Here is a 22,522-nt window from a genome sequence, read left to right as displayed (position 1 = left end):
TTAAAAGAAAAGTGTTTTATTGGTTTTTATTGAATTCTGGAAATATTCTTAAATCACTTGTTCCGTATTTCCGTATTATTGTTGTATGCCAAATCACTAATAGCTTATGACCTAGTTTGTATTGCCTGAATTGATCAAAGCATTTATAAAGCCACGCCGTATTAAAAGACACTATGGCGAACGAAGAAAAACTCCCACGATAAAACTTTTCTCTAAAACGAGAACCAATTTGATTGTCAAGATGAAAAGTACCTTTGGGATGAAAGATAAGGAGTATGGGTTTGATAATTATTAAAAATTGGCAATAAATTCCTCTCTGTTGAAACCGTCAATAATACTTTTTTTGAAAATAAGATCTTGATCGTCAGGGTTTTCTTTTAATTGTTCATTAATTCTTTTAAGCGATTTTTCTTTTCCCTCCAAAAGTAATAATACATATTCTCTGTTTATTTCATCCATTGTGGTACCTTCAAACGATTTAAATTTAATATCATAAGCCTCAAGTGCTTTAGTATAATAATCATTTGCCATATCCATATCTCCTGCTTTTTCATAAATAAGTCCTAAAAATAAAAGTCCTTGAGCATAGCTTTCCCGTTTAATTAACTTTTTTAAAACAAGTATGGATTCATTTATAGCTCCAATGTTCCTTAAAGCTTTAGCCTTGTTAATGTAGGCAATATAAAAATTACTATCATTCTTTATAGCCTTATTCAAAATAAATATAGATAGTCTTAATGTTGAGTCCTTTTCGTTCTTATCAATGAACTTAGATTCACTTTTTCTTAATAATTTTACAGCTATAGTATTAAGCTTATTAGCATCACTAATGCTCGTATCTACATCAAATGTTAATTCTTTGTTTGTTTTTAGGATTTTAACATCTTTTGTCTCATTTTTCTCTTTTCCTTTACATGTTGAAATTATGATCAAACAGGCTGAAATAAAAATGAAATTTTTCATAGTCAGTTAATTATAAAAGATTATTTAATATTATTCTTCAATTGAAAATTACAAACATTCATTGTCATAGTAGATATGGTAATTCAAAGGTATTACTTATTTTTAAGGATATAATTTTCCTGTTCTGGTTTTCTTGTCTATATATAAGAATTTACCTTGCTAATAACTGATCTTTTTGTGAAAGTCGTCCATAGTTTTATATGAACTTGTGAGATTTCCTTAAAAAGGAGAATCTTGTGAATTGATTCATGACAAATCCCATTGTTTCTTTTTTTGAATTCATAGAAATTTAAGTTTGGTTTAAAACTTGGATTTTTATGGCAAAAATGAAGGCTATTGTTAAAGCCAGACCTGAAAGGGGACTGTGGATGGAAGATGTTCCGCTTCCTGAAGTCGGGCATAACGATGTATTGATAAAAATAAAAAAGACTGCTGTTTGTGGTACAGATCTACATATTTACCGCTGGGATGAGTGGGCACAGAAAACCATTAAGCCGCCATTGGTCATTGGTCATGAATATGTAGGGACTGTGGCAGCCATGGGTTCAGAAGTAACCGGTTTGCGAATCGGAGACAGAGTAACAGGTGAAGGACATATTGCCTGTGGCATTTGCAGAAACTGCCGGCGGGGACGTCAGCATATTTGTGAGAAAACCATTGGGATTGGTGTAAATACCAATGGTGCATTTGCAGAATACGTCGTAGTGCCGTCCTCCAATGTGCTGAAAATTAATAAAGTGATTCCTGATGAAATTGTGAGCATTATGGACCCGCTGGGCAATGCCACACATACAACACTGAGTTTTCCGATTATTGGTGAAGATGTATTGGTAACCGGTGCCGGTTTGATCGGTAGCATGTGTATTGCCATTGCACGTTTTGCCGGTGCGCGTTACGTGGTTGCTACGGAAACCAATCCTTACCGGATTGAGCTGGCCAAACAGATGGGCGCTAACAAAGTGATAAATCCGCTGAAGGAAAGCCTCGACGATGTGGTAAAAGAGTTCCAGATCAGGGGATTTGATATCGGGCTGGAATGTTCCGGATCACCCGAAGCCTTTAACGATATGGTGGCACATATGTACAACAGTGGTAAGATATCAATGCTGGGGATTCCACCCTCGCACACGTATGTTGACTGGGACAAAATTATATTCAAAGGTATTACCATTAAAGGTATCTATGGCCGGGAAATGTTTGAAACGTGGTATCATATGGAACAAATGCTGATGTCAGGTCTGGATATTTCACCCATGATTACTCACCGCCTGAAAGCTGATGAATTTGAAAAAGCCTTTGAAATAATGGATGAGGGAAACTGCGGTAAAGTAATTCTGGATTGGGAATAATAAAATTATAAGCTATGTACGAAGATTTCAAAACACATTTACAGGAACAGTTAGACGAAATTACAGAAGCAGGTTTATCTAAAAATGAACGTATAATTACTTCGCCGCAGGGTGCTGTAATCCGAACTTTGGACGGGAAGGAAGTTCTGAATTTTTGTGCGAATAACTACCTTGGCTTGTCAAATAATAAAAGGTTAATTAAAGCCGCAAAGTTGGCATTGGATTCGCATGGTTATGGCATGTCATCGGTTCGGTTTATCTGCGGAACCACCGACCTGCATAAGGAACTGGAGCAAAAAATAGCACGGTTCTTTGGTACGGAAGATACAATTTTGTATGCCGCTTGTTTCGATGCTAACGGTGGGGTATTTGAACCGTTGTTGACGGAGGACGATGCTATTATTTCCGATAGTTTGAACCATGCATCAATAATCGACGGTGTGCGGCTTTGTAAAGCTGCCCGTTACCGTTACAGTAATGCCGATATGACTGACCTGGAAAAACAATTGAAAGAAGCTCAGGCTGACAGATTCAGGATTGTAGTAACTGATGGCGTGTTTAGTATGGACGGAAATGTGTGCCCGCTGGATAAAATTGTAGACCTGGCCAATAAATACGATGCCATGGTTATGGTTGATGAATCGCATTCGGCAGGTGTTGTTGGAGATACAGGGCGAGGTGTAACGGAATTGTATAACCTGAAGGGCAAAGTTGAAATTATAACCGGAACACTGGGCAAAGCTTTTGGCGGTGCTATTGGTGGTTTTACGACCGGGAAAAAGGAAATTATTGAAATGCTACGGCAGAAATCCAGACCTTATCTTTTTTCTAATTCGTTGCCACCTATGGTTGTGGCAGCAGGAATTGAGATGTTCGATATGATGGAGGAAACCAATGCATTACAGGATAAGTTACATGACAATACAACGTATTTCATGGAAAAAATGAAGGGTGCAGGTTTCGATATTAAACCGACTGCTTCAGCCATTTGTGCGGTTATGTTGTACGACGCCAAACTTTCATCGGAGTTTGCGGATAAATTACTGGATGAAGGAATATATGTGATAGGCTTTTCTTATCCTGTAGTTCCTAAAGGTCAGGCGAGGATTCGCGTGCAGTTGTCCGCAGCACATGAAAAAGAGCATCTGGATAAGGCGATTAAGGCCTTCGTGAAAATTGGCAAACAATTGAGTGTAATTTCATAATATGTTTTTAGGCACCGGGTGATTATCTGCAAATTCTGAATATTCACCCGATGACTATATTAAAAATACTATTTTCAACTCATTGATTTTTTTGCCATCTTTGGGAGGTTTTTAAACAACAGGAAATGCATTTACACGACTTATCAAAAGAAAATTCAATCTTAAATAATTTTATTGCCCAGATCAGGGATGTGTCAGTTCAGAAAGATCCGTTAAGGTTCAGACGAAATATTGAAAGAATAGGTGAACTAATGGCCTTTGAGATCAGTAAAACCATGGATTTTGAGGAAAACGACGTGAATACGCCGTTAGGTGTGGCACGAATCCCCATGGTTCAGGATAAGATTGTTATTGGAACGATTTTGCGTGCCGGACTACCTTTGCATCAGGGCTTTTTAAGTTATTTTGATTATGCAGAAAATGCTTTCGTATCTGCATACCGCAAATACAAGGATAAGCTGAGTTTTGAAATTGCCATCGAATATATTTCTTCTCCCGACATAACCGGAAAGACACTGATTGTTACAGACCCGATGCTGGCAACCGGTTCATCGCTCGAGCTGGCTTATAATGCATTAAAGACAAAGGGCGAGCCCAAAATACTGCATTTAGCATGTATCATTGGAAGTCAGGATGGGGTGGACTATATTCAGAAACACCTGCCGTTTGATAATGTGCATTTATGGATTGCGGCTATCGATCCGGAGCTGAATGATAAATCGTATATCGTTCCAGGACTTGGTGATGCCGGCGATCTGGCTTACGGAACAAAATTGTAAATCAGACTCAAGACGCAAGTGTCAGGAAGCAGGATTGTCCTCCTTTCTCAAAGGAGGTGTCACTTTGAGTCGTGACGGAGGATTTTTCGTAATTCTTTCCACCCAAAGCCACCAAAACAGGAAGAGCCCGCCATAAATGATAACCCTGAAAATGACTTTATGGGTGAAGTCGAACCACTCGATGTGGAAACGGGTGACGAGGGTAAGTATCACCAGCCTGAAAACATTAAGAACATACATTCCAAGAATAGAGAGAGGAATGTACCATAGTTTCTTCAACCAGCTTCCGGATGCAAACAGGATCACAAAAAACATCATCAGGTATTGTTTTACACCTGAACATGCCCACACAATCGAAATTCCGGGAGAATTATCAAAATACAATTGTTGGTTATACCTAAAGGTTTCAATCCCTAAAATGTTGTTGATAATATACTGTGTGACGGATGTGAAATGATTCGAAATATAAATAAACGGTTTGGAGACATTCAGTGTAAGAAACGTTATAAAACTGTCGTCATCGGATGCGAAAAATGATACTTTCCATATAATATGAACCAGTATAACAATCAACATAAACCTTAGGATTTCCCTGTAAGGTTTCAGCAGGGCTCTGAACCTGTCGATATGTTGCTTTACACGCATTAATCAATCGTTGTCCTTGAAAACGGGGCAACATCGTACGATGTGAATTCACCGTTCAGATATTTGTAATAACCTGTTATGGCCACCATGGCCGCATTATCTGTTGTATAAGCAAATTTTGGAATAAACAGGTTCCATCCGGCTTTATCTGCCGTTGTTTGTAAAGCTGCTCTTAAACCCGAATTAGCCGAAACACCTCCGGCTACAGCAATCTCTTTAACGTTATAATCCTTAGCAGCTTTTTTAAGTTTTGCCAAAAGAATATCAATGATGGTTTTTTGAAGCGATGCACACAGATCTTCTTTATTATGCTCTATAAAATCCGGGTCTTCTTTTATCTGATCCCTTAAAAAGTACAGGAACGAAGTTTTCAGTCCGCTAAAACTGTAATCGTATCCTTTTATTCTTGGTTTGTTGAATTCAAATTTTTCAGGATCACCTTCTTTAGCAAGTTTGTCAATTACCGGGCCACCTGGATAGGGCAGGCCCATAACTTTAGCGCACTTGTCGAAAGCTTCACCGGCAGCATCATCAATGGTTTGCCCAATGATTTCCATTTTGTAGTGGTTATGAACCAGGATGATCTGCGAATTACCACCGGATACCAGAAGGCAGATAAACGGGAATTTCGGTGCGTTCTCGTCATTATCATCTTCCTTAATAAAGTGAGCCAGCACATGTGCCTGAAGATGGTTGATTTCCATCATGGGAACGTTCAGGCTGCGGGCAAACCCTTTGGCAAAAGATGTGCCTACGAGTAATGAACCTAAAAGGCCGGGACCACGCGTAAAGGCAATAGCCGTGATATCTTCTTTATGAATGTCAGCTTTTTTTATGGCGCTGTCAACCACCGGAATTATGTTCTGTTGATGTGCTCTGCTGGCAAGTTCAGGAACCACACCTCCATATTGTTCGTGTACCTTCTGATTGGCGATTTCATTCGAAAGGATAACACCGTCCCTGATAACCGCCGCTGATGTGTCATCGCATGAAGATTCAATGCCTAATATAATTGTACTCATTTTTTACGTTATTTAAAGAAATGCACGCTTTTTGTTACCTTAATTGTGCACTTATTTTTTATATTTTTGTATTCGAACAAAAAATGGCTTCAAAGGTATTAAAAATCTCTGGAAAATAGCGGTTATAGTCATGGTTCTGCTGATTGGTATTCCCCTGACAGCGTATTTTATGATTAAGCAACATGGTGTGCAAACTATGCTGGTACACAGGATTTTGGACGATATCTCGGAACAGACAGGAAGTGAAATTACCGTTGGAAAGGTTAAATTCAGCTTCTTCCACGACCTCTCGCTTGAAGATGTCTTTGTTGCCGATCAGAAAAAAGATACGTTGTTTTATGCCCATCTGTTGCAGGCTAATTTCGATTCGTTGAACGTTTTTGATAAAAAGGTTCATATTTCTTCACTTAAATTATATCAAACAACATGCAGGGTTAAACAGTTTACGAAAGATGATTTTAATTTTTCGTTTTTGATTGACTCTCTTTTTACACAGGATACTTTGCCGAAAGAGAAATGGGATTTTAGGTTGAAAACCCTTGATGTTGAAAACGGTGATCTGGCATTTTACGGGCAGCAGGATTACAGGATCAGGGATACAAAATTGCGTGTTGACCTTCTGAATGTCTCTAAAGACTCTATAAACCTTTTGGTGAAAGATCTCGAATTTATTGATACAGCTGGTGTGGTGCTAAACGATTTTAGTACAAAATTTATATTAACCCCCAATAAACTCAGTCTTTCCGATCTAAAATTGCAGACTGATCATTCGAAAGCGGATGTTGTGACCGCTGAGATAAAAGGAGATAGCGTTCTGCATCATATTATTGATCCTAAAACGGCTGTTACCTTTGATGTGAACGAACTGAGAATTGCCTCATCTGATATGCGACGGTTTATAAAAAAGTATCCGGACATTTCTGAAAAGATAAATTTCAGTGGAAAGATAAACGGTTCGTTGGGTGACATCAGGGGGAATGACCTGCTATTGTCAGCCGGTGGAGCCTTTGACTTGCTTTTCAATATTAGTATAACAGGTCTTCCTGATTTTCACAATTCATTCATCTTTGCCGATTTTAACCGCATGTTTATTTCTCCCAAAAATGTTATCCCGGAACTGGAGAAGCATTTGAAAAGGGAGATGCCGTTTAAGAATGAGTTGATAAAATTCGGGCGGCTACTTTATACAGGTTCACTAACCGGTTTTCCCGGAGACTTTGTCGCATTTGGGGAACTGAATTCTGAGTTGGGCTCTATTCATGCCGATGTAGCTTTAAAGGATAATGTGAAGCAGGAAAAAATTGAGATAACCGGTAATGTAAATACCGAAGGATTTAATGTAGGAAAACTTCTTGATAAAGAGGATGAGCTTGGTTTTGCAAGCATGAATGTGGAACTTGAAGCTGATGATCCTTATGACGATTATATGTCGATGTTTATTAACGGCGAGATTTCTTCACTGGAGTTTCATGGGTATACCTATACAAATATCTTCCTGCGCGGTGTATTCGGGAACAAGCATTTTAACGGAGGAGTAAACATTAACGATCCGAATATATCCATGCTTTTTACAGGTAGGATAGATTTCTCAGACGTCATGCCTATCTTTGACTTTGAAGCCGATATTCGTAAAATCGCTCCTTATCAGCTTAAATTGTCCCAAAAATTTAAAAACGGCATCTTAAATACGCAGCTAAAAACAAAACTTAAAGGTGACGCACTGGAAAATCTGGAAGGCTATATTGGATTGTATGATCTGAAATACTCCAACAAAAATGGCGATATTACTACTTCGAATGCGACAGTCTTTTTTAACAGGGAATTTGACCACTCATCAATTCAAATCAATTCAGACTGGTTAAACGGACAGATTTCCGGACAATATAAATTTGGTGAGCTTAAAAATTCGTTTGCTGAAATCGTTCACCCATTTCTGCCAACATTGGCTTCTACCATAAGTGATAAAAAGCAAGTCACAGAGAACCAATTTGATTTTTCATTTACGGTTTCAAGTATTGAAAATATTGCTAATGTTTTTGAACTGCCTTTTTCTATCTCTTCTTCAGGAAATCTGAATGGTCGTATAAATGATGTTGATAATAATTTGAATTTGTCCCTTTCATTTGATAAGGCACGGTTTAAAAAATTCAGCATTGATACTTTGAATTTCGACCTCAAACAAAACAACAATCAGGATATAGAAGCGGTGCTTTCCATGGATAAACTGGACATGAATAATAAATTTCTGGAAAACATACGGTATACGATGATGTCGAAGGGTGACAGCATTGAGAATTCCGTAGTTTGGAAAAATAACAGCAGTACGGTTTATGAAGGAAATTTGAATACCGGGTTTATGTTAAAGCGCGTGGATGATGATCTTTTACAGTCAACGTTTAATATCCGGCCATCGCACATGACAATCAGTGATTCACTTTGGACGATTTCGCCCGCTACAGTAATTATTGATACTACAGGTGTTGATTTTGCCTCGGTTTTTATCAATAACAACGACAGGTTCCTGGCAGCCAACGGAAAACTCTCAAAACTTAAATCCGATACTTTTAGCCTTGATGTGGAAGGTTTTGAACTGGAATATTTTTCACAGTTTTTAAATGCTGAGAATCTGTTGTTACAGGGAAGGATAACGGGTCAGTCATATATCAATGCTGGTTTCGGAACCCCGGTAATAAATTCGGATTTCAGGATAACAGATTTTGTACTGAATAATATTTATGCCGGCGATATGGACGTAAAAAGCGACTGGGATGAGGTAAACCGGAAAATGAATATTTACGGTGAAAATGTTATAAGTAAAGATCAGCAGTTGGATATTAACGGGGCTTATTTTCCTGCAGATGACTCACTTTATTTAGCAGGAGATATGGAAAACCTGCCTGTTAAATACATACAACCATACCTGGAAACCATCATGCAAAATATGCAGGGGTTGGGTTCAGGAAAAATAGCTTTGGAAGGAAATGTTAAACACCTGAAACTGGTAGGGGATGTATTCCTTGAGAACGGATCATTTGACGTTGGTTACCTTAATACGCGGTATTTTCTGTCGGATTCCGTTCATTTTGTGGAGGATGCTATTGAGTTCAGGAACATAAAAGTTTATGATGTTTATGGTCATAGTGGAACGTTCAATGGTGAACTTAAGCACAAAACCTTTAAGGATATGTCGTTCGATATGTTCCTTGACTTTAACAATATGCTCGCATTAAATACAACGTCCAAGGATAATGATATTTATTATGGAACTGTTTACGGAACAGGCGTTATGGCAATTTATGGCGAGGGATCGAAAGTGCATATGGATATCAATGCAAGGACGGAAAGCAATTCAGAAATCTTTTTGCCATTGACATCGACAGAAGTGGCAGCAGAAAGCGGATTTGTACGGTTCGTTTCTCAAAAAGAGAGTTCTCAACAGGTTGAAAAAGAAGAGGAGAATCTGGATTTGTCAGGATTCTCTTTCAATATGGAAGTGGAAGCAACGCCGGATGCAAAGGTGGAACTTATCTTTGATTCCAGGATCGGAGATATAATAAAAGGACAGGGGAGTGGAACGTTGGACTTTAGTTACGATACCAAGTCCGACTTTAAAATGTACGGAGACTATACAGTGACCAGCGGTGAATACCTGTTTACGGCTCAGAATGTCATTAATAAACGATTTGACATTGAACCGGGGGGTGTAATCAAATGGAGTGGTGATCCGTATAATGCGACATTGAACCTCGATGCCTATTACAGAACAAAAGCTTCCCTGTATGATTTATTACAGAACGGAGCGGTGGATGATGTTAACAGAAGCTTACGGGTTCCGGTAAACTGTCATATGATGCTGACCGATAATCTTATGAACCCGACGATTAAGTTTGATGTGGTTCTTCCAACGGCAGATCAGGTGACGCAGCAAAGTGTTGCAAATGTTCTGAGTAATGAGAATGAAGTCCAGCGGCAGGTGATTTATCTTTTAATGTTTAACCGTTTCTATTCAATTGAAGGAAATCCCAACTATGGTGCTTCCAACCAGGCTGCGGTAGTTACAGCCAGTGAGTTTGCATCGAATCAGTTAAGTAACATGCTGTCACAGCTTAGCGACGATTTTGACCTGGGAGTTAATTACAGGCCTGCCGATGCTGCATCGTTAACAAAGCAGGAGGTAGAGATGATGTTCAGTACTAAAATGTTTAACGATAAATTGTCGATTAACGGAAACTTTGGTTACCGGGAAACACAGACATCTGCATCGAATTTTGTGGGAGATTTTGATGTGGATTACCGCCTGAACCCTAAAGGTAATTTTAAACTTAAAGCGTATTCCCATACCAATGATAACATCATTTACGAAAACTCTCCAACAACACAGGGATTTGGTTTTGTTTATAAGGAAGAATTCAATAGCTTTGGTGAATTGGTTCAGCATTACAAGAGCCTTCTGAAGAAGAAAGAAGAAAATAACGCCAATACAAATGAAGATACCAGCCGTAAATAATGCCTTGTTACACAATATTTTTACAGCCGTTTTAAACATTTTGCAAAGGCATCTTGTTCTGTAACGTAAACACAATACTTAACCTTAGTTCAAAAAAAAGATGGCAATACTTCTCACTAAAGAATCAAAAGTACTTGTTCAGGGATTCACAGGAAAAGAGGGATCCTTTCATGCCGGTCAAATGATTGAATACGGCACAAATGTGGTAGGTGGTGTAACTCCTGGTAAAGGAGGCACATTGCATATGGACCTGCCTGTTTTTAATACAGTTTCTGAAGCAGTAAAAGCAACAGGAGCCGATGTTTCCGTAATTTTTGTTCCGCCGCCATTTGCTGCCGATGCCATTATGGAAGCTGCTGAGGCCGGAATTAAAACAATTGTAGCCATTACGGAAGGCATTCCGACTCAGGATATGGTTAAGGTTCAGGAATATCTGAAAGAAAGTCAAGCCCGTCTGGTTGGTCCGAATTGTCCGGGAATTATTACACCGGGAGCCGGTAAAGTTGGTATTATGCCTGGCTTTATTCATACACCGGGTAAAATTGGTATCGTGTCACGTTCTGGCACATTAACATATGAAGCCGTTTATCAGACAGGGCAGGTTGGTTTAGGCCAGTCATCGTGTATCGGTATAGGTGGTGACCCTATTATAGGATCTTCCACAAAAGATATCGTTGAAATGTTTATGAATGATCCGGAAACGGAGGGTATTATACTTATTGGTGAAATAGGTGGTAGCATGGAGGTTGAGGCTGCCGAATGGATTAAGGAAAACGGAACCAAACCGGTTGTTGGATTTATTGCAGGTCAGACTGCTCCAAAAGGAAAACGTATGGGACATGCGGGTGCCATTGTGGGTGGTAAAGCCGATACGGCAGAAGCCAAAATGAAAATTATGGCAGATTGTGGCATTCATGTGGTAAAATCACCATCTGACATTGGCCGTACCATGCTGAAAGCATTAGGAAAAAATTAGTATTATTCCGATATAACAAGCGAGGGTTTCATTCAAAACGAAGCCCTCGCTTTGTTTTATAAGGATTTTACAGCGTAATAACCTTATCAGCTATTTTTTGCAGCTCAATAATATCCATCATCGTTCCTGCAATGCCAACTTCAATTTTGTCCATTAAGTCATAATGCTTCAGACAGGTTTTACAGGCCATCAGCTTTACACCTTTTTGCTCCAATGCTTTGGCAACGTCTATAACCGGAGAACTTTTACAAATTAATTTTACGCCGCTATTGTAAAACACAATAAAACGGGGCAATTCATCTTCTTCATTCATCAACTTAAAATAGTTAGTAATAAGTTGCAAACCCAAGGCTTCATCTCCTGATCCCATACCATCGTGTGATATCTGAATCAATGTATTTTTAAAGTTTTTCATGTATGTGAATTTAACAAGAAAGGACTGTTTTTTATTTTCAATATTCTTATAACTTTTAAAGAAGTTATGGATTTAAAATAATCTTGTATCCCAGAAATATTCTTCAGTACGAATTAATTGCACATATTTCAAAAAATCAGGATGCTCAGTGTTTATAATGTAGTTGTACTCTTTGGGAATAACTGCCGATGGAACTTTAAGAACCAGCGTTTCCTGATTCTCGTACCATTCAGAACCTGTTTTTTGAAGTACAGCATAAGCAGACATTTTTCGCCAGTCTTTTGCTAAGTCTTTAACCAGAATTTGCCGTACCAGCTTGTCATCATCTGCTATAGAAATAACCATAACTTTATATTCAATCTTTGGTATTATAGTTCCCCGGTGAACAATTAATTCCAGTGTTGATAATGATCTTGAAGACCCTGTATAAATAACATGTTGCCCATGGTAATTCCAGCGGTTGGCACTACCGGATGAGGTGAGTTTGTCAGCGTAATCTGTTTTTGATATTCTAAAAACTTCCATACTCAGACGTTATCACCGTATTCCATAGCTATTAGTCTGCTCTCGACAAACCTTATTCCTGCAATTGTATTTAAATAGGACACCGGAGCTTTGCCATCGAAATAAAAATTTTCCTGATTGAGCCAGGCATTAAAATCGTCATTAGTGCCAAAAATTTCTTTCCCATGCGCAAACAGTGAGAGCAGAAGTAACAACTGTTCTTTTACATTATCTTTTATTTTATTAGCCGGCTTTCGGTAATTTCTCAGTGTTTTGACACTAATATTCAGCCAGTCAGAAATAACCTCATCCTTTAGTGCAGTATTTTGTTTAAAAAGAAGCATATACTTCCAGTCAATGTCTTTGGTATCAAGCCACGTAATAACGTCTGTATTGGATAACCTGTCCGGAATTTGTATATTCTGAATCTCGCTGATATGTTCCTGCATTGCGTGGCTCATAATTTTTGTTTTGTCAAAATTAGGGAAATTTTGCCACTTATTAAAGGAATATTTACCTTTTATTCAAAACTAAATTGTTTAAGTAATGACAATAGAAAAAGTCGTTAAGTAGGGTCAATATTCAGATAGAAACCAATATGAAATTTGAAAACTACTTAGTTAATTATTATAATTTGATTTCATCTAATTCAAATGAATTCTTTGATTTTGACAATTGAATTAATTCAACATTTTTGAAATTCAGCTTTAAAAGTCTGTTTTTAATATTAGCTGAATTAATTGGACAATTACACCCAATTATGATCTTTGAGATACTATTTGGATGGATTGAAACAATTCCTTTTGAATTTAAACCTGGCGCCCTTTCTGGGTATGTTCTTAAACGGATTTCCTTTTCATATTTCCACTTGTTAGATTTTACATTGATTAAATATTCCAAAGCTTTTCTCTCGTTTGTACAATAATTTATTTTTTTGAAATGCTTTTTATATCTTACTTCAGATGGTATAAAGTCAAAGGTTTTGCTTAACCCATCATAGTTAAATCCAATACAAACTCCTTTGTGATAGTTGCCATAATGAGACCACATTAATATTTCCTTGTAAGTTTTACTAAAGCATGAAATCCAAAGATGTTTTTTTGCTTCTTCAAAAACGGCTTTTGTATCTTCATTCTCAAATGTATAAACGTTTGTCTTTAAGCTATTAATTAGTCCCTTTTTTGAAAGTTTTTCATCAGCTTCATCTAAATGTAATATTCCCATTTTCTTATGACTTTCGATGAATTTGTTTGTAATATCAAACTTTAAAAGTTCTTCATAAGAGTCAAAAGGATCATTAAAATCATCAGGTTGTGAAAATTTTAAGGTCTTATGTAGAATTACTTTTAAAGCATCTCTTAACGAAAGGTATTTGTAAATAATTCTGTTTTCCATTTAATACTTTTTTGATTCCAGAACCGGTTAATATTTTTGAAGTATTTCACAGTGTGGTTAACCGTAAAACCGAAAACTACGACAAACTGAATGACGATTTGTAAGTTATAAAAATCACATGTCCTATATCGGTGTTTTAGTATATGTTTTTTCTTTTTCGTAAAGTTGCCGGTGTACTGACAAATTAAAGTCAGGCTTAATTGTTTCTTTTAGTTTGGTCTTTCGTGATAAAAAATCTTTTTCTGTTTTTGCTTTTATTTTGGAGAAGTCAAAAATAACGAGGCTTGATTTTTTGTCAATAAAGACTACATGAAAAATAAGATGCTTATTTTCTGCTACCTTTTTATAAAATAACGTAGTGTCCTTTTTAAAATTAGCTGCTTTGTCTTTTGATTCAATAAAATTTTCATTTTTCAAAAAACTTAGCATTTCTTCATAGTTGAAATTATTTCGGTATTTGGAATCAATTTTTAACATAACTAAATGAAGATTTTTGGGGGATAATTGAAAATCTTCTCCGAGATACTCTCTCGCATAGTTTCCGTTTCTGATAGGTCTCTGTTTAAAATATTCATCCATAAAACTATGATAATCAATTTCATTTGAGATTTCAAGTTTGTCAAACTCTTGTTCTATGTATTTTTGAAAGTCATGTCCTAAATGATGAAAATATGAAATTTCATAAATTCCATCGTTTTCCTTTAAATAATATCCCTTCCCATTTATTTTGGTGTATCTAAATCCTAATTTTTCTTTTAATAAATCATAAATACCGTATAAAAAGAACTCAACTCTTTTTGTTTCGTTTTTTAACGTATAAATGTCTGCTAATTTTATCATAAGTTCATTTTGAAATTTATTAATAGTAATTATACCGAAAAAAATGTAGCTATAATGACCTCGTATATAATCGTTTTGATTCATCAAGTAGCTTTTTACAGAAGGTTCCTTTGGGAACAGGGGCATTTCAACTTTGAGAATCTAAAATTACATTAAATATTTCATGGATAAAACTTTAAAAACACAAAGCGAGGGCTTAGTTTGGAACGAAACCCTCGCTATTCTAGCGTTATAGACAAAAAAACCCGCTTTAAGCGGGTTCTTTGTTATTGTAAATATGAATAATCTGTTAAACGATTTTCTTCATGGCTGCCATGGCTTCACGCAGTTCGGCACCTACAATTTCAACTTCGTGGTAACGGATCTCATCGTTAATTTCGATCAGTTCCTTATTATCCACATGTGCATCTTTACCATCGTTAAAGTTCTTTCCGATAACATTCGTGTCAATAGACGACATGAAATCGGCCAGAAGCGGACGGCAGGCATGATCGAACAGGTAACAACCGTATTCTGCTGTATCAGAAATAATACGGTTCATCTCGTACAGTTTCTTGCGGGCGATGGTGTTAGCAATAAGAGGCGTTTCGTGCAGCGATTCGTAATAAGCAGATTCAGGTTTGATGCCGGATTCGGTCATAGACTCGAATGCCAGTTCCACACCTGCTTTTACAAAGGCTACCATTAAGGTCCCATTATCAAAATATTCCTGTTCCGGGATCGTAACATCAGAGGCCGGAGTTTTCTCAAATTCGGTCTCGGCTGTTGCAGCTCTCCAGGTCAGCAGGTTTTTATCGCCGTTGGCCCAGTCTTCCATCATGGTGGTAGAGAAGGTACTGTCCAGAATGTCATCCATATGTTTGATAAACAGCGGACGCATAATCTCTTTCATTTCTTCAGCCAGTTTGAAAGCCTCAACCTTGGCTGGATTTGACAGACGATCCATCATGTTGGTGATCCCACCGAATTTCAACGCTTCAGTTGTAACTTCCCATCCATACTGGATTAGTTTAGAAGCATATCCTTTGTCAATGCCTTTTTCAACCATTTTGTCGAACATCAGAATGGATCCGGTTTGTAGCAGACCACAAAGAATGGTTTGCTCACCCATTAAGTCTGATTTCACTTCGGCAACAAAAGAAGAGTGCAGAACACCGGCTTTATGACCACCTGTTCCGGCGCAATATGCTTTTGCAATTTCCATACCGTCGCCATTCGGGTCGTTTTCGCGGTGAACCGCAATTAATGTAGGAACACCAAAGCCACGGAGGTATTCATTGCGAACCTCGGATCCCGGAGATTTAGGTGCGACCATTATTACTGTAATGTCTTCGCGGATCTTCATTCCTTCTTCCACGATGTTGAAACCGTGAGAATAAGAAAGGCATGAATTCTTCTTCATTAACGGAACAACAGCTTCAATTACATTGGTATGTTGTTTGTCCGGAGTTAAGTTGATCACTAAATCAGCTGTGGGGATCAGTTCCTCATATGTGCCAACTTTGAAATTATTTTCAGTAGCATTTTGATAGGATGCACGTTTTTCATCAATTGCTGACTGGCGCAGTGCATAACTTACGTCCAGACCACTGTCGCGTAAATTAAGTCCCTGGTTTAAACCTTGTGCACCACAACCAACGATAACGATTTTTTTTCCTTTTAAATAATCCACACCTCCGTCGAATTCGGCGCTGTCCATAAAGTCGCATTTGCCTAACTCCTGTACTTTCAGACGAAAAGGAAGTGAGCTAAAATAATTTGCCATGTTTATTTATTTATTATATCCTGTTTAAAATCAAATTTTTTAGACGGCTGCAAAGATAGTCAATTTTACCCAAAATATGAGCTTTGTCATGTTAGAATCAAGTATCATGTATCACGTATCAGGAATTCTTAATTTGATTAAATCCTCTATTCCTGACCGAAGCGTCAGGAACACCTCCTTTTTGCTTCGATATGTTCCAGCATTGTTTCGGGACTACTTAGCAACCTAAAGGAGAACATGTGACTTTTACATGTTAAGATCAAGTCTTGTGTCTTGATTCTTGTATCTTGATACTAATTTGACAGTTTATCTAAAATTGCATCCCTTTCTCTGAGAAACTCTGAAAGTCTTTCGATAGAAGAACGTGTAATAGCAATTCGTCCGGAGCGAATAAACTGCATTACACCAAACTGGTTCAGCTGGTCGAAAAATTCCTGTGTCTCTGATTTGTGGCCTGTCTTTTCAATAACCGTAAAATCGTGAGTTACCTCAAGAATGCGGGCATTATATTTCCGGATCAAACCTTCAATAAGATCTGTTTTCATCAACTCTTCAGTTGAAACTTTATACAAGGCCACTTCCTGGAAGATCATCTCTTCGTTGGTATGATAAAATGCTTTCAGAACCTCAACCTGTTTTTCAATTTGTGTTACCACTTTTTTAACGGTATCTTCGGTTACTTCAATTACAATGGTAAACTTACTGATGCCTTTTATGGCAGATTCCGAAACGGTAAGGCTCTCGATATTGATTTTTCTGCGCGTAAAAATAATGGTGATCCGGTTTAGCAAACCAATATTATTTTCAGTAAAAGCAGATATGATATACTCCTGTTTCATGATTTTCTTTTTTTGTGTTGTTACTGCTTATTTTTTTGGCACTTCAAGAAGGATCTCTGATACAGATGCTCCGGTTGGAACCATCGGGAATACATTGTCTTCTTTTTCAATCATAACCTCAAGCAGGTAAGGCCCTTTGTGATCTATCATTTTCTGAATCTCTTCCTCAAGATTGTTGCGTTCGGTTACCCTTACTGAAGGAACTCCAAATCCGTCGCCCAGTTTAATGAAATCAGGGTTGTTGAGGTTCGTAAATGAGTAGCGTTTTTCGAAAAACAGCTGTTGCCACTGGCGTACCATTCCTAAAAAGTTATTGTTCAGGATCACAACTTTTACAGGAAGTTTTTCCTGTGCTATGGTTCCCATTTCCTGCATGGTCATCTGGAATCCGCCATCACCGCAAACGGCAAAAACTTCGCGGTCGGGAGTACCGAATTTTGCGCCAATGGCAGCCGGAAGTCCGAATCCCATGGTTCCTAGACCACCTGATGTTACGGCACTTCTTGATTTGGTATATTTAAAATAGCGGCTGGCAATCATCTGGTGCTGACCAACATCTGTAACCAAAACAGAGTTGTTATCGGTTTTTTCAGCAAGAATACGGGCAACCTCTCCCATGGTTAATCCTGGTTTTTTAGGATGGATATCATTCTCAATGACTTTTTTGAGTTCGATATCGTAACAATCTTTAAATTCCTGTAACCATGCATCATGATGGTTTGGCTTAACCGCATACGTAAGGAAACGGAGTGCCTTTTTGGCATCACCCAGAATTGCCACCTCGGTTTTTACGTTTTTGTCAATCTCTGCCGGATCAATTTCGATGTGTATCACCTTGGCCTGTTTGGCATAACGGCTTACATCGCCGGTAACGCGGTCATCGAAACGCATTCCCACCGCAATCAATACATCGCACTCGTTGGTTTTAATGTTTGGACCGTAGTTGCCATGCATTCCCAGCATACCAACATTCAACGGATGATCAGTAGGTAGTGCACTGGTTCCCAGTAACGTCCATGCAGAAGGAATTCCTGTTTTTTCAATAAATTCCTTAAGCTCACGTTCTCCGTGCGATAAAATAACTCCCTGTCCAAAAAGCAGAAGTGGTTTACGTGCTTTATTAATTAGCTCGGCTGCTTCGTCAATTTTGGTCGGATCAATTTCATATTCAGGAATGTAGCTTCTGATTTTTTTGGTTTTAGTATATGAGAAGTCTAGTTCTTTAAACTGTGCATCTTTGGTAATATCAACTAAAACCGGCCCCGGACGTCCTGTTCTGGCAATATAAAATGCCTTGGCCAAAACCTCTGGAATTTCTTCAGTTTTAGTGATCTGGTAATTCCATTTTGTGACCGGCATAGAAATACCCACAACGTCAGACTCCTGGAATGCATCAGTACCTAAAAGTGGTGATGCAACCTGACCGGTAATGCAGACGAGCGGAGTTGAATCGATGTTTGCATCAGCAAGTCCTGTAACGAGGTTTGTGGCACCCGGACCTGATGTGGCAAAACATACACCGACATTTCCGGTGACCCTGGCATAACCCTGTGCAGCGTGAATAGCACCCTGCTCATGTCTGGTTAAAACGTGTTTTACTTTGTCTCTGTAGTCGTAAAGGGCATCGTAAATGGGCATAATTGCACCACCCGGATAACCGAAGATCAACTCTACCTTTTCTTCAATCAAAGAGCGAATAACTGCTTCTGAGCCTGAAATTCTTTCTGTTGCCATATCTATTGCGTTTATTCTATGATTCTAACTGCGCCTTTGTCGGCACTTGTAACAAATTTTGAATATGCTTTTAATGCATTGGATACTTCACGATCCCTGTTGCGGGCAGTGAATGCATCCTTGCCATATTTTTCTTCTTCTTTTCTTCTCTCTGCTAATTCCACATCGCTGAGTTTTACCTGTAGCAAACGTTTTGAAACACTAATCTCGATGATGTCGCCATCTTTAACAAGACCAATATTGCCTCCTGCGCCTGCTTCAGGTGAAATATGTCCGATAGACAGACCGGATGTTCCTCCTGAGAATCGTCCATCTGTAATCAGGGCACATTCTTTGCCCAGATGGCGTGATTTAATATAGGACGTAGGATAGAGCATTTCCTGCATTCCCGGACCTCCTTTCGGACCTTCGTAGGTGATCACTACCACATCGCCGGCTTTGACCTCTCCGCCTAAAATACCATCCACAGCAGCATCCTGAGAGGTATAAACCTTAGCTGTTCCTGAAAAATCAAACAAATCCTCATCGATACCGGCTGTCTTCAAAACACATCCATCCTGTGCAATGTTTCCGAAAAGCACAACTAATCCACCCTCTTTGGAGTAGGCATGTTCAATATCCCTGATACATCCGCGTTCACGGTTGCTGTCGTGCTGACGGTAATATTTTTCCTGTGAACCCATTTCCTTGCTGCGGACACCAGCCGGAGCACTAAGGAATACCTGTTTGGCTTCTTCGCTGGCGGTATCGCGCATGATGTCCCACTGATTAATGGCTTGTTTCAATGATAAACCGTCAGCTCTTGAAACGCCTGTTTCCAGTAAGCCGCCTCGTTCCAGTTCGCCGAGTATCCCGATAATACCACCGGCACGGTTTACATCTTCAATATGATAATTTGAGTTGGGAGCCACTTTACTCAGAACCGGAATTTTGCGCGACAGTTCATCAATGTCTTTCATGGTGAAATTTACACCGGCTTCATGGGCAATAGCGAGAATGTGCAGTACCGTATTGGTTGAACCACCCATGGCAATATCCAGGGTCATAGCGTTCATAAATGCATCTCTGGTTGCAATGGAGCGGGGCAGAACCGATTCATCACCGTCTCGGTAGTATTTCCATACATTTTCAACGATAATATCGGCTGCTTTTTCAAACAATCTTGTTCTGTTTTTATGCGTTGCCACAATGGTTCCGTTTCCGGGCAGTGCCAGACCGATAGCTTCGTTCAGGCAGTTCATGGAGTTGGCCGTAAACATACCGGAGCATGATCCGCAGGTTGGGCAGGCATTCTGTTCTACTGCCCTTACGGTTTCATCATCTATACTGTCATCGGCTCCCATCACGATTGCATCAACAAGGTCCCACTGTTTTCCAAGTGCATTACCGGCTTCCATGGGTCCTCCTGATACAAATACCGTTGGAATATTAAGCCTCATGGCAGCAATCAGCATTCCCGGAGTAATTTTGTCACAGTTGCTGATGCAGACCATAGCATCCACCTTGTGTGCGTTACACATATACTCCACACTGTCTGCAATCAGATCGCGCGATGGTAAGGAGTATAACATCCCTCCATGTCCCATGGCAATACCGTCGTCGATAGCAATCGTATTGAATTCGGCTGCAAAACAACCTTTTTCTTCAATTAAACCTTTAATGTGCTGTCCTATATGCTGAAGGTGAACGTGACCAGGAACCATCTGTGTAAAGGAATTTACGATGGCAATAATCGGCTTGCCGATCTGCTCTTCCTTCATTCCGTTTGCTCTCCATAAACTTCTGGCTCCTGCCATTTTTCTACCCTGTGTGACGGTGTCACTTCTAAGTGGTGTCTTCATATTCATCAATCTTTTCTGTATCTCCCTTAACATTAAAAAAGCCTTTCTCTGTTTGAAGTGAGAAAGGCCTTAGAATATCCTTGTTTAATTACGTACCGTTCTCATTTCATTCTGTATCCAATTAGAATGACCACCACGACGAGGCTAAGAACTGTATGTAATTTTGATATCATCAATTTCAAATTTTGATTGACAAATGTACACCTTATATTGATACCTGCAAAAAAATATTAGTAAAAATGCCCTGAAAAATTCAATTTAGAATAAAAACAGGGGTGAAATGTTATAATTCCTAAGATTTCGTAGAATTTGGGATATTGGTTTTTCGAAATCAATGTCTTTAAATTGGAATCTTATTCAGTTATTATTGAACAAATATTAACATTTTAAGAATTTTCTTGTTTAAGTAGTTGAATAAAAAGATTGAGAATTTCGGGAAATATTCAACCAATGTTAAATAATTTAAACTGTTTGAATACATTTGTCGTAAATATTTGAAATGGAATTTAATTCATATACGCTGATCATAGGGGCATCCATTATACTGGTGATCTCCTATTTTTTTAACCTGCTATCATCTAAAACACGTATTCCCAGTGTTTTAATGTTGATTATATTGGGCATGCTTTTGCGTGAAGGCTTACATATGGCAGGTTATAATAAAATTAACTGGATGCCGGTACTGGAGGTTCTGGGAATTGTCGGGTTGATTCTGATTGTTCTTGAGGCATCAATTGATTTAAAACTTACGCGTAAAAAGACAAAGATGATTATAACGTCTTTTACGGTAGCGTTTATATCTTTTGTGGTCAATACGTTTTTGATTGCATTTATCGTGCAGGCATTTATTCCACATATTGAATATATAATATCCCTGGTGTATGCTATGCCGTTTTCAATTATAAGCAGCGCCATTGTATTGCCCAGCGTGGCCCATCTGGCAGAGGACAAAAAAGAGTTTCTGATTTACGAAAGCACCTTTTCAGATATTCTCGGTATTATGGCATTTTATCTGCTGATTGAGAATATCGGTGAGACCAATTCAGCCATGATTGGAATAGAAGTTACTGGAAATATTCTTGTTACCATTATTATATCAGTGGTAGTAGCATATGCATTATTAATAGGATTACAAAAAATTAAGAAGAATATAAAGTTAACCCTGTTGATTGCTATTTTGCTTTTGCTGTATTCGGTGGGGAAAATGTTCCATATTTCATCGTTACTGATCATTCTTATGTTTGGACTGGCGCTTGCGAATCCACAGATATTTTTTCGCAGGTTCTTTAAAAAACATTATAACCCGGAACGATGCTCTATCATATTAAATGATTTTAAATTTCTGACGGCAGAAACTGCTTTTGTGGTCAGAACATTTTTCTTTGTCATATTTGGTGCGTCGCTGGCTGTCACCAGTTTATTTCATTCCCAGGTTATCGTACTAAGCCTTATTAGTTTGGTTGTAATATACGGATCAAGATGGATACAATTTTATTTTGTTGATAGAAATGATATGTATCCACAAGTGTTTCTTGCTCCACGGGGCCTGATTTCAGTACTTCTGTTTTTTGCCATTCCGAAAGAATTGAAACTGCCGGATTTTGAAGCTGGCATACTTTTATTTATAATACTGTTCTCCAATATTATCATGGCTTTTTCGTTAGTAAGAGGAGATAAAAAGGATAAAGGGGCTGAGTTGCCTGCATCAACAGAGTCTGAGCACTGATTATGAATAAAAAACAG

18 protein-coding genes are annotated in these 22,522 nt (G+C 38.4%); 6 read left to right on the top strand and 12 right to left on the bottom strand.

Annotated features, from left to right (window positions below; genetic code table 11):
* Window positions 1–291: 291 nt before the first annotated feature.
* Window positions 292–963 carry a tetratricopeptide repeat protein gene (locus ACE01N_RS19190; RefSeq protein WP_380592450.1) on the bottom strand — a complete coding sequence of 224 codons (672 nt, stop codon included), beginning with the start codon at window positions 961–963 and terminating at the stop codon, window positions 292–294.
* Between the two features lie 317 nt (window positions 964–1,280).
* Here ACE01N_RS19190 and tdh point away from each other — a divergent pair, with 317 nt between their 5' ends.
* The 3 genes from tdh (at window position 1,281) to upp (ending at window position 4,296) form a co-directional block, all read left to right on the top strand.
* Window positions 1,281–2,312, top strand: coding sequence for an L-threonine 3-dehydrogenase (gene tdh, locus ACE01N_RS19185; RefSeq protein ID WP_438826954.1), 1,032 nt, complete (start codon window positions 1,281–1,283; stop codon window positions 2,310–2,312).
* Between the two features lie 14 nt (window positions 2,313–2,326).
* Window positions 2,327–3,517: a glycine C-acetyltransferase gene (gene kbl, locus ACE01N_RS19180; protein ID WP_380592448.1), complete on the top strand. Its 1,191-nt coding sequence runs from the start codon at window positions 2,327–2,329 to the stop codon at window positions 3,515–3,517.
* 125 nt (window positions 3,518–3,642) lie between these two features.
* Window positions 3,643–4,296, top strand: coding sequence for a uracil phosphoribosyltransferase (gene upp / locus ACE01N_RS19175; protein WP_380592446.1), 654 nt, complete (start codon window positions 3,643–3,645; stop codon window positions 4,294–4,296).
* Window positions 4,297–4,317: 21 nt separating this feature from the next.
* Here the strand turns inward: upp and ACE01N_RS19170 are convergent, their stop codons facing one another.
* Entirely contained in the window at window positions 4,318–4,941 is a 624-nt protein-coding gene (locus ACE01N_RS19170; protein ID WP_380592444.1) for an archaeosortase/exosortase family protein, read from the bottom strand.
* The gene (gene tsaD / locus ACE01N_RS19165) at window positions 4,941–5,963 is read right to left on the bottom strand and encodes a tRNA (adenosine(37)-N6)-threonylcarbamoyltransferase complex transferase subunit TsaD (RefSeq protein ID WP_380592442.1); all 1,023 of its coding nucleotides are present in this window, start codon (window positions 5,961–5,963) and stop codon (window positions 4,941–4,943) included. The genes ACE01N_RS19170 and tsaD overlap by 1 nt, the downstream gene beginning before the upstream one ends.
* A gap of 130 nt (window positions 5,964–6,093) precedes the next feature.
* Here tsaD and ACE01N_RS19160 point away from each other — a divergent pair, with 130 nt between their 5' ends.
* Entirely contained in the window at window positions 6,094–10,470 is a 4,377-nt protein-coding gene (locus ACE01N_RS19160; RefSeq protein WP_380592440.1) for a translocation/assembly module TamB domain-containing protein, read from the top strand.
* A gap of 100 nt (window positions 10,471–10,570) precedes the next feature.
* A complete protein-coding gene (sucD, locus tag ACE01N_RS19155; RefSeq protein ID WP_380592438.1) occupies window positions 10,571–11,446 on the top strand; it encodes a succinate--CoA ligase subunit alpha in 876 nt (291 codons plus the stop codon).
* Between the two features lie 67 nt (window positions 11,447–11,513).
* Here the strand turns inward: sucD and yedF are convergent, their stop codons facing one another.
* From yedF to ilvD, 9 genes are all read right to left on the bottom strand, one after another.
* Window positions 11,514–11,903, bottom strand: coding sequence for a sulfurtransferase-like selenium metabolism protein YedF (gene yedF, locus ACE01N_RS19150; RefSeq protein ID WP_380592468.1), 390 nt, complete (start codon window positions 11,901–11,903; stop codon window positions 11,514–11,516).
* Window positions 11,904–11,933: 30 nt separating this feature from the next.
* Window positions 11,934–12,386, bottom strand: coding sequence for an RES family NAD+ phosphorylase (locus tag ACE01N_RS19145; protein ID WP_380592436.1), 453 nt, complete (start codon window positions 12,384–12,386; stop codon window positions 11,934–11,936).
* 2 nt (window positions 12,387–12,388) lie between these two features.
* Window positions 12,389–12,826 carry an antitoxin Xre/MbcA/ParS toxin-binding domain-containing protein gene (locus tag ACE01N_RS19140; RefSeq protein ID WP_380592434.1) on the bottom strand — a complete coding sequence of 146 codons (438 nt, stop codon included), beginning with the start codon at window positions 12,824–12,826 and terminating at the stop codon, window positions 12,389–12,391.
* A 166-nt stretch (window positions 12,827–12,992) separates the two neighbouring features.
* Window positions 12,993–13,760, bottom strand: a complete 768-nt coding sequence (locus ACE01N_RS19135) for a DUF2971 domain-containing protein (protein ID WP_380592432.1) — start codon at window positions 13,758–13,760, stop codon at window positions 12,993–12,995.
* Between the two features lie 123 nt (window positions 13,761–13,883).
* A complete protein-coding gene (locus ACE01N_RS19130) occupies window positions 13,884–14,684 on the bottom strand; it encodes a hypothetical protein (RefSeq protein WP_380592430.1) in 801 nt (266 codons plus the stop codon).
* Between the two features lie 205 nt (window positions 14,685–14,889).
* A complete protein-coding gene (gene ilvC, locus ACE01N_RS19125) occupies window positions 14,890–16,365 on the bottom strand; it encodes a ketol-acid reductoisomerase (protein ID WP_380592428.1) in 1,476 nt (491 codons plus the stop codon).
* 293 nt (window positions 16,366–16,658) lie between these two features.
* Complete coding sequence (gene ilvN / locus ACE01N_RS19120; protein ID WP_380592426.1) at window positions 16,659–17,204, bottom strand: acetolactate synthase small subunit; 546 nt, start codon at window positions 17,202–17,204, stop codon at window positions 16,659–16,661.
* A gap of 27 nt (window positions 17,205–17,231) precedes the next feature.
* Complete coding sequence (gene ilvB / locus ACE01N_RS19115; RefSeq protein WP_380592423.1) at window positions 17,232–18,938, bottom strand: biosynthetic-type acetolactate synthase large subunit; 1,707 nt, start codon at window positions 18,936–18,938, stop codon at window positions 17,232–17,234.
* A gap of 11 nt (window positions 18,939–18,949) precedes the next feature.
* Window positions 18,950–20,779: a dihydroxy-acid dehydratase gene (gene ilvD, locus ACE01N_RS19110; protein ID WP_380592421.1), complete on the bottom strand. Its 1,830-nt coding sequence runs from the start codon at window positions 20,777–20,779 to the stop codon at window positions 18,950–18,952.
* A gap of 499 nt (window positions 20,780–21,278) precedes the next feature.
* Between ilvD and ACE01N_RS19105 the strand changes: the two genes are divergently transcribed.
* The gene (locus ACE01N_RS19105) at window positions 21,279–22,505 is read left to right on the top strand and encodes a cation:proton antiporter domain-containing protein (RefSeq protein ID WP_380592419.1); all 1,227 of its coding nucleotides are present in this window, start codon (window positions 21,279–21,281) and stop codon (window positions 22,503–22,505) included.
* The last annotated feature ends 17 nt before the right edge of the window (window positions 22,506–22,522 follow it).

The sequence above is a fragment of the Quyinboa ferrireducens genome (assembly GCF_042436675.1).
GTDB lineage: Bacteria > Bacteroidota > Bacteroidia > Bacteroidales > UBA5342 > JBHJHP01.
This window is presented reverse-complemented; position numbering and strand designations above follow the sequence as displayed.

Bases quoted from the DNA above. Each gene is read 5' to 3' on its own strand.
- kbl (WP_380592448.1), top strand. From the start codon at position 2,327: ATGTACGAAGATTTCAAAACACATTTACAGGAACAGTTAGACGAAATT.
- ACE01N_RS19130 (WP_380592430.1), bottom strand. From the start codon at position 14,684: ATGAATCAAAACGATTATATACGAGGTCATTATAGCTACATTTTTTTC.
- ilvN (WP_380592426.1), bottom strand. From the start codon at position 17,204: ATGAAACAGGAGTATATCATATCTGCTTTTACTGAAAATAATATTGGT.
- tsaD (WP_380592442.1), bottom strand. From the start codon at position 5,963: ATGAGTACAATTATATTAGGCATTGAATCTTCATGCGATGACACATCA.
- ACE01N_RS19105 (WP_380592419.1), top strand. From the start codon at position 21,279: ATGGAATTTAATTCATATACGCTGATCATAGGGGCATCCATTATACTG.
- ilvC (WP_380592428.1), bottom strand. From the start codon at position 16,365: ATGGCAAATTATTTTAGCTCACTTCCTTTTCGTCTGAAAGTACAGGAG.
- tdh (WP_438826954.1), top strand. From the start codon at position 1,281: ATGGCAAAAATGAAGGCTATTGTTAAAGCCAGACCTGAAAGGGGACTG.
- ilvD (WP_380592421.1), bottom strand. From the start codon at position 20,779: ATGAAGACACCACTTAGAAGTGACACCGTCACACAGGGTAGAAAAATG.
- ACE01N_RS19170 (WP_380592444.1), bottom strand. From the start codon at position 4,941: ATGCGTGTAAAGCAACATATCGACAGGTTCAGAGCCCTGCTGAAACCT.
- sucD (WP_380592438.1), top strand. From the start codon at position 10,571: ATGGCAATACTTCTCACTAAAGAATCAAAAGTACTTGTTCAGGGATTC.
- ACE01N_RS19190 (WP_380592450.1), bottom strand. From the start codon at position 963: ATGAAAAATTTCATTTTTATTTCAGCCTGTTTGATCATAATTTCAACA.
- ACE01N_RS19135 (WP_380592432.1), bottom strand. From the start codon at position 13,760: ATGGAAAACAGAATTATTTACAAATACCTTTCGTTAAGAGATGCTTTA.
- ACE01N_RS19140 (WP_380592434.1), bottom strand. From the start codon at position 12,826: ATGAGCCACGCAATGCAGGAACATATCAGCGAGATTCAGAATATACAA.
- ACE01N_RS19145 (WP_380592436.1), bottom strand. From the start codon at position 12,386: ATGGAAGTTTTTAGAATATCAAAAACAGATTACGCTGACAAACTCACC.
- upp (WP_380592446.1), top strand. From the start codon at position 3,643: ATGCATTTACACGACTTATCAAAAGAAAATTCAATCTTAAATAATTTT.
- ACE01N_RS19160 (WP_380592440.1), top strand. From the start codon at position 6,094: ATGGTTCTGCTGATTGGTATTCCCCTGACAGCGTATTTTATGATTAAG.
- ilvB (WP_380592423.1), bottom strand. From the start codon at position 18,938: ATGGCAACAGAAAGAATTTCAGGCTCAGAAGCAGTTATTCGCTCTTTG.